The sequence below is a fragment of the Pelagibius litoralis genome, from assembly GCF_011683915.1.
In the GTDB taxonomy this organism is placed as follows: domain Bacteria; phylum Pseudomonadota; class Alphaproteobacteria; order Kiloniellales; family Kiloniellaceae; genus Pelagibius; species Pelagibius litoralis.
The window spans coordinates 80,971-92,961 of record NZ_JAAQPH010000001.1; the positions used below are offsets into that span (position 1 = coordinate 80,971).

At 60.1% G+C, this 11,991-nt stretch carries 16 protein-coding genes and 1 tRNA gene; 13 read left to right on the forward strand and 4 right to left on the reverse strand.

Going from position 1 to position 11,991, the window contains the following annotated elements; genetic code table 11:
* Nucleotides 1–169: 169 nt before the first annotated feature.
* On the reverse strand, nucleotides 170–643 hold the full coding sequence (locus tag HBA54_RS00400; RefSeq protein WP_167220338.1) for an outer membrane protein assembly factor BamE: 474 nt from the start codon (nucleotides 641–643) through the stop codon (nucleotides 170–172).
* 125 nt (nucleotides 644–768) lie between these two features.
* Here HBA54_RS00400 and HBA54_RS00405 point away from each other — a divergent pair, with 125 nt between their 5' ends.
* The 9 genes from HBA54_RS00405 (at nucleotide 769) to HBA54_RS00445 (ending at nucleotide 6,351) form a co-directional block, all read left to right on the forward strand.
* Nucleotides 769–1,311, forward strand: a complete 543-nt coding sequence (locus HBA54_RS00405; RefSeq protein WP_167220339.1) for a ubiquinol-cytochrome C chaperone family protein — start codon at nucleotides 769–771, stop codon at nucleotides 1,309–1,311.
* Nucleotides 1,312–1,532: 221 nt separating this feature from the next.
* Nucleotides 1,533–1,958 (forward strand): DUF177 domain-containing protein, encoded by a 426-nt coding sequence (locus tag HBA54_RS00410; RefSeq protein ID WP_240932450.1) that lies wholly within the window; start codon nucleotides 1,533–1,535, stop codon nucleotides 1,956–1,958.
* Nucleotides 1,959–2,068: 110 nt separating this feature from the next.
* Entirely contained in the window at nucleotides 2,069–2,251 is a 183-nt protein-coding gene (gene rpmF / locus HBA54_RS00415) for a 50S ribosomal protein L32 (protein WP_167220341.1), read from the forward strand.
* Nucleotides 2,252–2,308: 57 nt separating this feature from the next.
* The gene (gene plsX, locus HBA54_RS00420; protein WP_167220342.1) at nucleotides 2,309–3,355 is read left to right on the forward strand and encodes a phosphate acyltransferase PlsX; all 1,047 of its coding nucleotides are present in this window, start codon (nucleotides 2,309–2,311) and stop codon (nucleotides 3,353–3,355) included.
* Nucleotides 3,355–4,335 (forward strand): beta-ketoacyl-ACP synthase III, encoded by a 981-nt coding sequence (locus HBA54_RS00425; protein ID WP_167220343.1) that lies wholly within the window; start codon nucleotides 3,355–3,357, stop codon nucleotides 4,333–4,335. The genes plsX and HBA54_RS00425 overlap by 1 nt, the downstream gene beginning before the upstream one ends.
* Before the next feature lie 158 nt (nucleotides 4,336–4,493).
* Nucleotides 4,494–4,817, forward strand: coding sequence for an integration host factor subunit alpha (locus HBA54_RS00430; protein WP_167220344.1), 324 nt, complete (start codon nucleotides 4,494–4,496; stop codon nucleotides 4,815–4,817).
* A gap of 33 nt (nucleotides 4,818–4,850) precedes the next feature.
* Nucleotides 4,851–5,249, forward strand: coding sequence for a MerR family transcriptional regulator (locus HBA54_RS29565; protein WP_167220345.1), 399 nt, complete (start codon nucleotides 4,851–4,853; stop codon nucleotides 5,247–5,249).
* Between the two features lie 91 nt (nucleotides 5,250–5,340).
* Nucleotides 5,341–5,417 (forward strand) — tRNA-Pro (locus HBA54_RS00440).
* Nucleotides 5,418–5,625: 208 nt separating this feature from the next.
* Complete coding sequence (locus tag HBA54_RS00445) at nucleotides 5,626–6,351, forward strand: YdcF family protein (RefSeq protein ID WP_167220346.1); 726 nt, start codon at nucleotides 5,626–5,628, stop codon at nucleotides 6,349–6,351.
* Between the two features lie 31 nt (nucleotides 6,352–6,382).
* Here HBA54_RS00445 and HBA54_RS00450 read toward each other — a convergent pair whose 3' ends face one another.
* Nucleotides 6,383–7,249, reverse strand: coding sequence for an SPOR domain-containing protein (locus HBA54_RS00450; RefSeq protein ID WP_167220347.1), 867 nt, complete (start codon nucleotides 7,247–7,249; stop codon nucleotides 6,383–6,385).
* A 147-nt stretch (nucleotides 7,250–7,396) separates the two neighbouring features.
* Between HBA54_RS00450 and HBA54_RS00455 the strand changes: the two genes are divergently transcribed.
* Complete coding sequence (locus HBA54_RS00455) at nucleotides 7,397–9,073, forward strand: ATP-binding protein (protein WP_205944341.1); 1,677 nt, start codon at nucleotides 7,397–7,399, stop codon at nucleotides 9,071–9,073.
* An 11-nt stretch (nucleotides 9,074–9,084) separates the two neighbouring features.
* Here the strand turns inward: HBA54_RS00455 and HBA54_RS00460 are convergent, their stop codons facing one another.
* Nucleotides 9,085–9,411 (reverse strand): hypothetical protein, encoded by a 327-nt coding sequence (locus HBA54_RS00460; protein WP_240932427.1) that lies wholly within the window; start codon nucleotides 9,409–9,411, stop codon nucleotides 9,085–9,087.
* Between the two features lie 69 nt (nucleotides 9,412–9,480).
* Between HBA54_RS00460 and cutA the strand changes: the two genes are divergently transcribed.
* Nucleotides 9,481–9,801 carry a divalent-cation tolerance protein CutA gene (cutA, locus tag HBA54_RS29400; RefSeq protein ID WP_167220348.1) on the forward strand — a complete coding sequence of 107 codons (321 nt, stop codon included), beginning with the start codon at nucleotides 9,481–9,483 and terminating at the stop codon, nucleotides 9,799–9,801.
* Nucleotides 9,802–9,833: 32 nt separating this feature from the next.
* Here cutA and HBA54_RS00470 read toward each other — a convergent pair whose 3' ends face one another.
* Nucleotides 9,834–10,034 (reverse strand): hypothetical protein, encoded by a 201-nt coding sequence (locus HBA54_RS00470; protein WP_167220349.1) that lies wholly within the window; start codon nucleotides 10,032–10,034, stop codon nucleotides 9,834–9,836.
* Nucleotides 10,035–10,232: 198 nt separating this feature from the next.
* Here HBA54_RS00470 and HBA54_RS00475 point away from each other — a divergent pair, with 198 nt between their 5' ends.
* Together HBA54_RS00475 and HBA54_RS00480 are read left to right on the forward strand one after the other, a co-directional pair.
* A complete protein-coding gene (locus HBA54_RS00475; protein WP_167220350.1) occupies nucleotides 10,233–11,432 on the forward strand; it encodes an MFS transporter in 1,200 nt (399 codons plus the stop codon).
* 50 nt (nucleotides 11,433–11,482) lie between these two features.
* Nucleotides 11,483–11,884, forward strand: coding sequence for a VOC family protein (locus HBA54_RS00480; RefSeq protein WP_167220351.1), 402 nt, complete (start codon nucleotides 11,483–11,485; stop codon nucleotides 11,882–11,884).
* Nucleotides 11,885–11,991 lie beyond the last annotated feature (107 nt).

Genomic DNA, 11,991 nt, shown 5'->3' on the forward strand with positions numbered 1-11,991 from the left:
GCTGCGCGCCGCTTTGATGCTCGCGAGAGGCGCCAGAGCAGATCATGGTCGGATGGAATCGCCGGAGGCGATCCATCGACCGGGTGAATCTGCTCTAACTGTTTGATGGCGATCGGATTCACATGTTTTGGCGCAACCACGAAGTGGTTCCGTCAAAACATGATCCGATCTAGTTGCCGGTGCCGCCAAAGCGACCGAGGTTGCCGAACAGCTGCTGCAGCAGCGTCAGGTCGCGCCCTTCCGTCGGGGTCACGCGGTCGATCGGTTCGATCTCCTGTGAGTCCTCCAGGTTGTAGCTTGCCGTCTGATCGACATAGCCGGCCTCGCTGAAGGTGATCACAAGCACCTTGCGGTCCACCACCTCAGGCTTGAGGAAGGCAAACTCCTGGGTCTTCTGCCCGATATAGTACCATTTGCGGTCTTGGAAGGTCGAAACGGTGGAGGGGGAGCCGAGTAGCTCTACAACGTCCTGACGGCTATGGACCCCGGGCTCGATCTCGGCAACGTCTTCCGCATCCGGTATATTGCCGCGAACCTGTACGGGGCTCCCGCAGGCGGCCAGGCCAACGCAGGCCATGGAAAGCGCAATCGCCGGCATAACAAAAAATCGACGGCGCAAGGAATGCTCCTTCGTTGCGATCACGATAATCCCCTCATTTGACCCCGAACAACTTGATTAAACCGCCAAGCGGTGCCATTTCAAGCCCTTAAATCGGGCAGGCATAGCGCTTGTCTGCTGACGCGGCTCATCTTCTCCTCGGGAAGCCAATGATTTTCAAGCGATTTCTGAAAGCCAAGCCCGAGGAAGACCTCGCCTGGACCCTTTACAAAGGGATCGTCGAACAGGCGCGCCAGCCCGCACTCTTTAGCAACCTGGGGATTCCGGACGACGTCGATGGCCGGTTTGAATCGATCGTCCTTCATCTAGTTCTGGTACTGCGGCGCCTGAAGAAGGATTTTCCCGAGGGCGAAGCGCTGGCCGCGTCGCTGCAGGAGGTCTTCTACACCGATATGGACCGGTCGCTGAGGGAAATGGGTGCCGGGGACCTAGGGGTCGGGAAGCGGGTGCAGCGCATGGCGGAAGGCTTCATGGGGCGCCTGAACGCCTACGGGGATGCCCTCGACAGCCTGGCCCAAGGCGGTGAGGTGGACCTGAAAGCGGCATTGCAGCGCAACGTCTATGGCACGCTGCCGGCTGATTCCGTCGATCCGGAAGGGTTGTTGCGATATGCGATTTCCCTGGCTGATGCACTGGATCGCCAGGACGGTGTGGAGTTGCGCCGCGGTATGCTGGAATTTCTTTCTCCCTAGGGCCTGAGAGCCCCGGAAATCAGGGCTTTTAAAGGGATTGACCCAAGGCAGCCAAAACCCTAAGGTGCGCCGCTTTTTGACGCTGGAGACGGAGGGCTGCCATGGGCGGATCAACTGCGAAGGCGGCGAGCGAGTTCTCAAGGATTGTAACCTTAGACCGCCTGGGTGACCGAAAGGTCATCGAGCGGATTGAGGCAACGGTTGCCGAAAGGGCCCTGGTTATGGGGCGCCTCGGGCTCCTGAGTCTTGACGGGCTGACGGCGGATTGCCGAATAGGCCACGGTTTGAGTGGACTTGTGACGGTTGAATGCGAGTGGGTAGCGGACCTGTCGCAAGCCTGCGTGGTGACTTTGGCCCCGATTTGCCAGTCCCTGTCAGGCGAATTTCAAGTGTCCTATCAGGCACTTGAGGGCGAAGGGGTTGTCGAGAACGAGGTTTTGGTGGATCCCGAGGCGGATGACCCGCCGGAGCCGCTGCCGCGTGAGGGCATCGATCTGGGTGAGTTGGTGGTTCAGGAACTGGCGGTTTCCTTGGATCCTTACCCGCGATCCGAGGGCGCGGAACTTCCCGGTCGCTACCGACAATCGGAAGGTGAGGGGGAAACCAACCCCTTCGCGGCGCTAAAGGTGCTGAAGAGTAAACAATAAGTTAGGTTTCATTTGCGGCAGCATCCCGGCTTTGCTTGATGAAGGGGCCGAGATTGGCTAAGTAGTCGCTTGTGAAGGCGGATGTCGCCCGACGAAGAAAGACGAGAATTATGGCTGTTCCTAAGAGTAAAATCTCCAAATCCAGGCGCAATCAGCGCCGTGCCCACGATTCGCTGGCCGCGGGGAGCTATCATGAATGCTCCAACTGCGGTGAGCTGAAGCGGCCTCATCATGTTTGTGCCGCCTGCGGCCATTATGACGGTCGTGAAGTAGCGGATGCGGAGAGCATCTGAGACCCCGCCTGTGCAACTGCTGCTGGCGGTTCGCGATGAGCGGAGCTGATTGACCTTATGGGCAAGGCGCTTACGATCGCATTGGATGCCATGGGCGGCGACGCGGCACCGGAGATGGTGGTTCGCGGCGCCAACATTGCGCGTGAACGCTTTCCCGAGGTGCGGTTCTTGATGTTTGGCCGCAAGGCCGATGTTTCGCAATTCCTGGATCGCAAGAAACGCCTGAAAGAGGTGACGACCCTCGTGCACACCGATGATGTGGTGAGCAGTAAGGAAAAACCGTCGATAGCCTTGAGATCGGGTCGCAACTCAAGCATGCGCCTGGCAATCAACGCGGTTCACGCCGGTGAAGCCGATTGCGTCGTTTCGGCCGGCAATACCGGGGCTCTTATGGGCATGGCCAAGTTTGTCCTGAAGACGCTGCCCGGCATCAACAGGCCCGCCATCGCCTCGTTCTTCCCGACCATGCACGGTGAATCCGTGATGCTCGACCTTGGTGCAAACGTGAGCTGCGATGCCGAGAATCTTGTGGATTTTGCGGTCATGGGCAATGCCTTCGCCCGTTCGGTCCTTGGCCTCCTGCAGCCCAGCTACGGTCTGCTGAACGTCGGTTCGGAAGACACCAAGGGTCATGAGTCGCTCCAGGAGGCCAGCAATATCCTGCGCGGCAGCGCCCTGCCGGGCGAGTTCCTGGGTTTTGTCGAGGGCGACGATATCGCAAAGGGCACGGCCGACGTCATCGTGACCGATGGGTTCACCGGCAACGTCGCCCTGAAGACGGCGGAAGGGACGGCCAAGCTGATAAACGAGTATATGCGCCACACCTTCCGCTCTTCGATCCTGGCGAGCCTCGGTTACCTGCTGGCGCGCCCGGCGATGCGCAAGCTGCGCCAGAGAGTGGACCCCCGGGGTTACAATGGGGCGATGTTCCTTGGTTTGAACGGTATTGCGGTGAAGAGCCATGGCGGCACCGATGCCCTGGGCTTTGCCAATGCGATAGGCGTCGCCGTCGATATGCACCGCCACGGTATCACCGAGAAGATCCGATCGGATCTGGCATTGCTGGATCGCGGTCCCGGCAAAGCGCAAGTGGCCGCTGTCTAGTGCTGTACCGGTCCATTGTTACCGGCTGTGGGGCTTATCTGCCCGCACAAGTCGTCACCAACGCCGAGCTCGCAGAACGCATTCAAACCAGCGATGAATGGATCCGCCAGCGGACCGGCATCCGTCAGCGCCACATCGCTGCAGAGGGGGAGATGACCTCTGATCTTGGGCTTGCGGCTGCCAAGCACGCCCTGGCGCAGTCCGGTGTGGCCCCTGAAAGCATCGATTTGATCATCTGCGCGACCTCGACCCCGGATGAGACGTTTCCCGCGACCGCGACCCGGATCCAACACCGTCTGGGTGTCACCGGCGGCGCAGCCTTTGATATTCAGGCTGTCTGCAGCGGCTTCGTGTATGGCCTTTCCGTGGCGGACAATTTCCTGCGGGTTGGACAGGCGTCGAAAGCCCTGGTCATCGGGGCGGAAACCTTCTCGCGCATTCTCGATTGGGAAGATCGTTCCACCTGCGTGCTGTTTGGAGACGGTGCTGGCGCCGTGGTACTGGAGGCCGAGAAGCAGGACGGCGCAGCCGACGGCAAGGCACGCGGCGTTCTATCCACACATCTCTATTCCGACGGCAGCCATCACGACGCTCTCTATGTGGATGGCGGCCCCTCGTCGACCCAGTCGGTGGGCCACCTGCGGATGGAGGGGCGCGAGGTGTTCCGGCATGCTGTGGTTCGTATGGCCGAAGCTGTCGATGCCGCACTGGATGCAAACGGACTGACGCCGGGGGATGTGGATTGGCTGGTGCCGCACCAGGCGAATGTCCGGATCATCGAATCCATGGGAAAACGCCTGAACCTGCCGAGCGACCGGGTTGTCGTGACGGTAGACCGCCATGCCAATACCTCCGCTGCCTCGATTCCCCTCGCCCTGAATGAAGCGGTTGGCGACGGCCGCATAAAGTCAGGCGATCTGCTGATGATGGAGGCCATGGGTGGCGGCTTTACCTGGGGTTCCGCCCTGGTCCGTTGGTGAGGCGCGCTGGTGATCTGACCGCCCGGGCTGCCAGCTTATCCGATGGCTTGTCAGGCTGCGTCAAAAATTAGTCGCATCCTACGGTATTCCCTGCATAATTGACCCTATAAGACCGTTGGGCTAAGGTCGTGGATATTAGAAAATCATAGGAGGGGGGAATGGCTGGCGGAACTATTACAAGGGCGGATTTGAGCGAAGCTGTCTATCAGGAAGTAGGGCTTTCGCGGAACGAGTCGGCTGATCTTGTCGAATCCGTATTGAATGAGATTTCCGATGCCCTGGTGCGCGGCGAGATGGTCAAGCTCTCGTCTTTCGGCAGTTTTTCGGTCCGTGAGAAGGGTGAGCGTATTGGGCGCAATCCCAAGACGGGCGAAGAGGTACCTATTCTGCCGCGCCGCGTTCTTGTATTTCGTGCTTCCCATGTTCTTAAGAATCGGATCAATGATTCGCTGAGCAGCGCCGTCAGCGAGCCATCTCACTAAAGTCTTCAATCAGCTGGACAGTATAGGGTCAGCATGCAAGCCAGTCGTTCTGCCGGTAAATCAGCGTCAGCTTTTCGGACCATCAGTGAGGTCAGCGAAGAGCTCGACGTGCCGCAGCATGTCTTGCGGTTCTGGGAAGGTAAGTTCAGTCAGGTCCGGCCTCTGAAACGAGGTGGGGGGCGCCGCTACTACAGGCCCGAAGATATCGCTTTGTTGCGGCGGATCCGGGATCTGCTTTACAGCGAAGGCTACACCATCAAAGGCGTCCAGAAGCTGCTGCGCGAAGGCCGCGCCAAGGACGATGCCCAGGCTGCGGATGCCGCTGCGCCGGCCAGCGAAGCGGCATCTGTCGGAGCTGACAAATCCCAAGAGCTGAACGAGATTATCGCCGAGCTCACCGCGCTGAGGGACCTGCTGAATAACGCGAAATAGAAGGCTGGGGCAGCCGGGAAGGCAGGCATTGCTATCCCCAGGATCCCCAGCTATACAAAGGCCGCGCGGTCGATCGCGCAGAGTGAATTGGCGGAGCGTAGCGCAGCCTGGTAGCGCACCACACTGGGGGTGTGGGGGTCGTAGGTTCAAATCCTGCCGCTCCGACCATTTCATTGAAAAGCCGCTGAGGATTAGCGGCTTTTTTGTTGCCTGCCGGCCTTTGCCTCTCACTGCACCGCACGGTCGGGGGATTGAGGTTCGTTCCGCAGATCATTCAAAAATTAGTGCTTAAAATCAGATGGATATAAGTTTTTTCTTAGTTTCCAAGATAGCTTGGTTTCTTCTGAAACCACTCCACTTTCTGATTTTTCTGCTGGTGGCCTGGATATTCTTCCGGGCGCTGCAGTGGCGCGTCCTGGGGCGGCTTTGCGGCCTTCTTTTACTGCTCTATGGCGGCGCGATCATGCTGACCCCGCTTCCGGAGCTGGCTGTACGGGCCTTGGAAAACCGCTTCGCGACCCCGGTCGAGGGGCCGCAGGTTGCAGGCATCATCGTTCTTGGCGGCGCGACGGACAGCGGGCAGGTCGCTGCGGCACGCGGCCAGCCGATGCTGAACGGCGCTGCAGAGCGTCTGACAACGGCAATCGCCCTGCATCGTGCAATGCCTGAAAGGCCGCTGATTGTGACCGGCTATAGCGGACGTCTGATTCCCAGCGGCCTCAATGAGGCAGAGATCACGCGGCTGCTTTTCCAGCAACAGGGCCTGTCCTTAAGCCAGGTACGCTTTGAGGCAAGGTCTCGAAACACGGCCGAGAACGCGCGTCTGTCTGCGGAACTTGCCGGGGATGAAGAGCGACCTTGGCTGTTGATTACGTCCGCCTGGCATATGCCGAGGGCCGTGGCCAGTTTCAGGGCCGCCGGCCTTTCCGTCGTGCCGCACCCGGTGGACTTCCGGACCGAGCCCGACACCCTGATGTGGCCGCGCGAGCCCGATAGTTCGCTGGGTCTCGCCTACATAGCCCTGCACGAGTGGTTGGGATTGCTGGCCTACTATGTAACCGGCCGAACGACTGAATTCCTGCCGGCGCCTCAACCGCTTTAGGCCTTCATTGCTTTGGAATCTGAACCGGCCTTCAGGCGGAGGGGGGCTCGCTCATTACCTGACAGTACTGTTTCTTTGCCTTCAAGGCTTTGCAAACCTGGCGGGCGGCTTTCTTCGACGGCAAGGGACCGGCGAGGATCCGGTAAAAGGTTCCGCGCTCGGCTATTTCGGTAGGGGTGAAACGGGGAAGCATTTCAGAAAGCTGCTCGGGGAAGGCCCGCTTCAGCGCCTCCCACTCCTTCTTGGCCGCCCGCTCGCTCCGCAGGGAGGAGAGGTGGATCACCATCCGCTTCGCTTCCGCCGCTTTTGCTTTGCTGTCTTTTTCGGTTGCTTTCGGCTTCTCCGCCACGGTCAGGGTCGGTTTCATTCTTGGGAGGGGGACGCTGTTGGCCGCTTTCGTCTTGCCCGGCCCGGTCGGATCGATCGGCCCTGCTGTCTGCGGCTGAGCCGGTGTTTGATCGCTGGCCGGTTGCTGCGTTTCCGGCTGCTCTGTTTGGCTCATGTCGGGTTGGGCGGTTTCCACGGGGGCAGGTCCGGGGGTGCCGCTGGACATGACCATCGTCGTGGCAGCCTCCTGGACGGTGCCTGGGCCGGAAGCAGTGGTATCGAATTCTCCTCTGTTTTCCTCTGCCCACGCCAGTCCACTTTGACCGCCATGCTGTTGGTCGGTGCCCTTGGCGAGATCTTCAGCCGCCTTCATTACCGAGGCTTCCAGGCGATTCGCCCAGCCCTTGGTATCGTCGTACATGGCCTGGCAGCCTGAAAGGCCCAGGGTGGCTGCGACCAACAGAAGCGGGCCGACGGCGCGATGGAAACGGGTCAACATGAGGGCAAACTCCATTGCCTGGACGTAAGCGTCGCGGCCAGGGCGGTCACGCAACCGCCCTGTCTTTTCCATGCTAGGCATCCTATGGTTTAAAATCCTTGAATGCCGGTAGTTTAGGGCGTTTCCCTAAAGTTTTATCCTTCGCCTTTACTTAACGTCTCGCTGCAATGATTACCCCCAATCCGCCCTCTTTGAGGGCTGCGAACGAGGGTTTGATAGATGCAGACGGTGAAGAATCTCCAGGCTGCTCCAGCAGATCCGGCAGCTGTGCCGTCGGCGGCTATGACGGTCGGGCACATCGTGTCCGTCAGTGGCGCCAAAATCACTGGCAGCCTGGTTTCTGTCGGGCCGGATGCCGAGACGGCGGCGCGTTTGAACACAGCGGTACAGATCGGCGCCTTGGTGAAGATGCCGACACCCCGGTCGGTCGCCTTTGGCATCGTGTCCGCTCTCTCGACCGGCAATCCGTCACCGTCGCCGTCTCTTGGCGAACAGTGGGTCGTGGAGATCGACCTCTTCGGCGAATACATTCTGGAAGCTGATGCCGACGGCGGCGCGGACAGCGGTTTCGATCTGTTGCGCGGCGTGTCGGTCTACCCGGGACTTGGCGAGCCGATTGTTGCCGCCACGCTGCAGGAACTGCAGCAGATCTATAAGCGCCCGAAGGCGTCCAACGTCCGCATCGGTACCCTTCACCAGGATGACCAGCTGCCCGCCTATTTGGTGACCGACGATCTGCTTGGAAAGCACTTCGCGATTCTCGGCACGACCGGTTCAGGCAAGTCCTGCGCCCTGGCAACCGTTCTCCATGCCATCTTGTCCGAACATCCCTTCGGGCACGTTGTCCTCCTGGATCCGCACAACGAGTATGCCCATGCTTTCCGGGGCTTGGCGGAAGTGGTGACGCCGGAGACCCTGCAGTTGCCCTATTGGTTGCTGAACTTTGAGGAACTGGTGGAGGTCATGTGCAGCCGTGACGAGATCAGCCGCTCGTCAGAGGCCTTCATCCTGAACGACGCCGTGCTCTCCGCCAAACGTGCAACTGCGGAGAGTGATGAAGCCCGGCGCCATGTAACCGTCGACACGCCGGTGCCTTATCCATTGAGCGCCCTTTTGCACAATATCGAAGCGGCGATGGGGCAGCTGCAGAAGGCCGAGCAAGCCAAGCCATACCTTCGGCTCAGGGCGCGGATCGAAAGTCTGCGGGCGGATCGCCGCTATGCGTTCATGTTCTCCGGGCTCTCGGTGCGCGATACCCTGCCTGATGTTCTGGCGCGGATCATCCGGGTTCCGGTAGAAGGCAAGCCGCTGACGACCTTCGATCTTTCCGGAATTCCCTCGGAGATCGTCGATGTTGTCGTCTCATTGCTGTGCCGCACGCTCTTTGACTTTGCGGTCTGGAGCGAGCGCGACGCGGCGGTACCGGTCCTGCTGGTCTGCGAGGAGGCGCATCGCTACATCCCGGACGACACGCATTCGGGATTTGAGCCGACCCGCCGGATCATCTCCCGCATCGCCAAGGAAGGACGCAAGTACGGCCTTTCCCTTGGTCTGGTTTCCCAGCGTCCTTCGGAGCTGTCGGAGACCATCATTTCCCAGTGCAGTACGCTCTTTGCCCTGCGCATGGGCAATCAGAAGGACCAGGATTTCATCCGGCGTGCCTTGCCCGAGAGCGCCGAGGGAATGCTTTCCAGTCTGCCGGCCTTGCGCAATCAGCAAGCTGTGGTGGTGGGTGAGGGCGCGGTGCTGCCAATGCGTATCCGCTTTGCCGATCTACCCGAGGACAAACGCCCGCAAAGCGACACGGCTTCGTTCTCAGATCATTGGCAGACGGAGCGCGGTCTGGATGGGTTCATCCCGCGCACGATTGAGCGCTGGCGCAAGCAGATCCGATAACCTGCCGACTCTCAGGTGAAGAGGTCTTCGACCAACTCCCGTGCTTCTGCTCTGCTGCATCCTGCATCGGCCGAGGCCATCTTGCGGCCTGCTTCGGTCAGCCTGCAGACCATCCATTCGGGTTTGGTTGGATTGTCGAACCAGGGTTCGGCCCAGCCCTGATCGATCGCGCAGCGGATCGTCCGGCTGTCATACTTCTGACCGAAATGGTCGAACAAGGGTAACTTGCCGCCGGCCTGATCCAGGCCGCGCCGCAACCAAGCGAGCTGCGTTACAGTGGGGCGGTTGCGTCGCCGCCCGTGTTCGAGCGCTTGGACCGTGGGGGACATCTCGGCCATGCTCTCTCTCCGTGTTGTCCCCTATGCTACGATAGCTTTACTGAGAAAGCGAATCGGGAGCGCGGCGCCGTGCCGGCCAGTCTGGTCTATGTCACCACTTCGGATGCCGGGGAGGCGCGGACCATAGGGCGTGCGATGGTTAAGGCGCGCCTTGCGGCCTGTGCCAATATCGTCCCCGCGATGCAGCCGATTTTCTGGTGGGATGGTGAGGTTCAGGAAGGCGAGGAGAGCCTGCTTCTTCTCAAGACGCGCCAAGATCTGGTAGAGCCGCTGACGACCGCGATCAAGAAGCTGCACAGCTACGACTGTCCCTGCGTGGTCGCCATCCCGATATCGGGCGGCAACCGTGACTTTCTGGTCTGGATCGAGGCGGAAACGACGCCCCGTTAGCAGATAAGTGGACCCTTGGCGGGCACTGCCCTTTACTCTTCTCGATCAAGCAGATGTCGCACCGCTTTTCTGTACTCCGGATCCCAGACCAGTCTTTCCAGATCGATCCTCGCTTCCGGTTTCGCATCTCCGTGTTGAGTAGCGACCAGGGGTGTGCTTTCACTGCGCGATTCCTGTCCCGCGATCATGTCGTCCTTTCTGCCGCTTTTCAGCGGTGCCTTTGTCTTTCGCATCGCCATGAACCCTGATGGCGCAGCGTGGCAAGGAAAGGGCGGGATCGTGGCTCTGCCGTGATCGAATAGGGCGCAATGATGGCATCGGCCTAAGCGCAATGATGAGTTATCGTCTGCATAGCAGCTTTGCAGCTTGCCCGGCTTGTCGAGTAGTCGCTTAACATATACACCGAACCTAAGGAGTCTATGGAGGGGGCCATGAAGGCTGGATCAGCGCGGTTGGCGCTGCTGTTTTCGTGCTTAGGCCATGCCTATATGCACCTCTTCACAGCGTTCTACTTCGTCATCGCCCTGTCGCTTGAGGCGGAGTGGGGCATCCCCAATCATGAACTGCTGAAGCTCTGGGCGCTGGGTTCCCTTTTGGTTGGGCTTGCGGCCCTGCCGGCCGGCTGGCTGGGAGACCGCTGGTCGGCGCCCGGTATGATGACGGTCTACTTCATTGGCCTGGGGCTTTCCGGCATTGTCTGCGGCCTGATGGACTCGACGGCCGCTCTGATGCTCGGTCTTACAGCCATCGGGCTGTTCAGTGCCATCTATCACCCGGTTGGAATTGCATGGCTTGTGCGCAGTGCCAAAAAACGCGGCATGGCGCTGGCGGTCAACGGTATCTTCGGTTCGCTCGGTGTTGCTTCGGCGGGCCTGATCGCCGGGTTGCTCATTGATCTGTTCAGCTGGCGGGCAGCCTTCATCGTGCCCGGCGTTATCTGCCTTGGGACCGGCATTGCACTCTTCCTGGCGCTTCGATTGGGATGGGTCTCGGAAGGGGGGCCGGAAGAGGCGACGGATCCGCCGGCCGCGCGTAACGACATGATCCGGGTTTTCCTTATCCTGTTGCTGACCATGTCGGTCATGGGTCTGATGTTCCACGCGACCCAGGCCTCTCTGCCCAAGGTGTTTGATCTGCGCATGCGTGACCTCACCGGAGAGGGTGCCTTTGGCATCGGGGTGCTTGTTGCGCTGGTCTATACGGCAGGCGGGATCATGCAGTTGGCGGGCGGCTGGATGGCCGACCGTTTTCCCTTGAAGCTGATTTACGTTGGCGCCTTTGCGCTGCAGATACCGGTTATGGCGCTGATCGCGACAGCCGGATCGATGCCCCTGATTGCCCTTGCGGTCCTGACGGTTTTGTTGAGCGCGGTTGCGCTGCCGGCGGAGAACATGCTGCTGGCGCGCTATACGCCGCAAAAGCATCGGGGCCTTGCTTACGGGGTCAAGTTCGTTCTCGCTTTTGCGGTCGCCAACCCGGCGATCCTCCTGGCTTCCTGGGTCGAGGGGAGCAGTGGTGACTACGTCTGGCTCTATTTGATCCTGTCGATCGCTGCCGCGGGCGCAGCCTTTGCTACCCTTTTTCTTCCAAACAAACGGCCACAGGCGACTGTTGCTGTTCCTGCCGAATAGTAGTCCTTACCCCTGAGTAGTCCTTACCCGATGAGAGTTTGTATCCTTCCATGACTTCCACGCCCTTGGAGCTTGACCGCCTCGATCACTTTGTTCTGACAGTCCGCGACATCGATGAAACCTGCGCCTTCTACGAGACGGTTTTCGGGATGCGTCGTGTCGAGTTTGGTGAAGGGAGGGTGGCGCTGCACTTTGGCGACCATAAGATAAACCTTCACCCCAATCCCTCGCCGGTCGAACCCAAGGCGGCCGTGCCAATTCCCGGTTCGGCGGATTTTTGTGTGATTGCCTCGGTCGATCCGGAAGAGGTCGCAAGGCGGCTGCGGGGCTGGGGTATCGGTATCGAGCGCGGGCCGGTCGCGACGGTGGGTGCGCTGGGTGATATGCGCTCCGTCTACTTCCGCGACCCCGACGGGAACCTTGTTGAGGTTGCCTGCTATCCCGACGATTGACGGCCATCTCCGTTGTCCTTGGTTCACGCTCTTTTGACTCAAAGGTAACCGCGCCGCGGCTGTCATCTCCTGTAGTCTGCCTGCTTCTCGAACGGCGGGGGTTTTTC

Excerpts from the sequence above, each read along its gene's own strand:
- plsX (WP_167220342.1), top strand. The coding sequence starts at position 2,309 with ATGGGCAAGGCGCTTACGATCGCATTGGATGCCATGGGCGGCGACGCG.
- HBA54_RS00475 (WP_167220350.1), top strand. The coding sequence starts at position 10,233 with ATGAAGGCTGGATCAGCGCGGTTGGCGCTGCTGTTTTCGTGCTTAGGC.
- HBA54_RS00430 (WP_167220344.1), top strand. The coding sequence starts at position 4,494 with ATGGCTGGCGGAACTATTACAAGGGCGGATTTGAGCGAAGCTGTCTAT.
- HBA54_RS29565 (WP_167220345.1), top strand. The coding sequence starts at position 4,851 with ATGCAAGCCAGTCGTTCTGCCGGTAAATCAGCGTCAGCTTTTCGGACC.
- HBA54_RS00450 (WP_167220347.1), bottom strand. The coding sequence starts at position 7,249 with ATGGAAAAGACAGGGCGGTTGCGTGACCGCCCTGGCCGCGACGCTTAC.
- HBA54_RS00405 (WP_167220339.1), top strand. The coding sequence starts at position 769 with ATGATTTTCAAGCGATTTCTGAAAGCCAAGCCCGAGGAAGACCTCGCC.
- HBA54_RS00470 (WP_167220349.1), bottom strand. The coding sequence starts at position 10,034 with ATGCGAAAGACAAAGGCACCGCTGAAAAGCGGCAGAAAGGACGACATG.
- HBA54_RS00460 (WP_240932427.1), bottom strand. The coding sequence starts at position 9,411 with ATGGCCGAGATGTCCCCCACGGTCCAAGCGCTCGAACACGGGCGGCGA.
- HBA54_RS00455 (WP_205944341.1), top strand. The coding sequence starts at position 7,397 with ATGCAGACGGTGAAGAATCTCCAGGCTGCTCCAGCAGATCCGGCAGCT.
- rpmF (WP_167220341.1), top strand. The coding sequence starts at position 2,069 with ATGGCTGTTCCTAAGAGTAAAATCTCCAAATCCAGGCGCAATCAGCGC.
- HBA54_RS00410 (WP_240932450.1), top strand. The coding sequence starts at position 1,533 with ATGGGGCGCCTCGGGCTCCTGAGTCTTGACGGGCTGACGGCGGATTGC.
- HBA54_RS00480 (WP_167220351.1), top strand. The coding sequence starts at position 11,483 with ATGACTTCCACGCCCTTGGAGCTTGACCGCCTCGATCACTTTGTTCTG.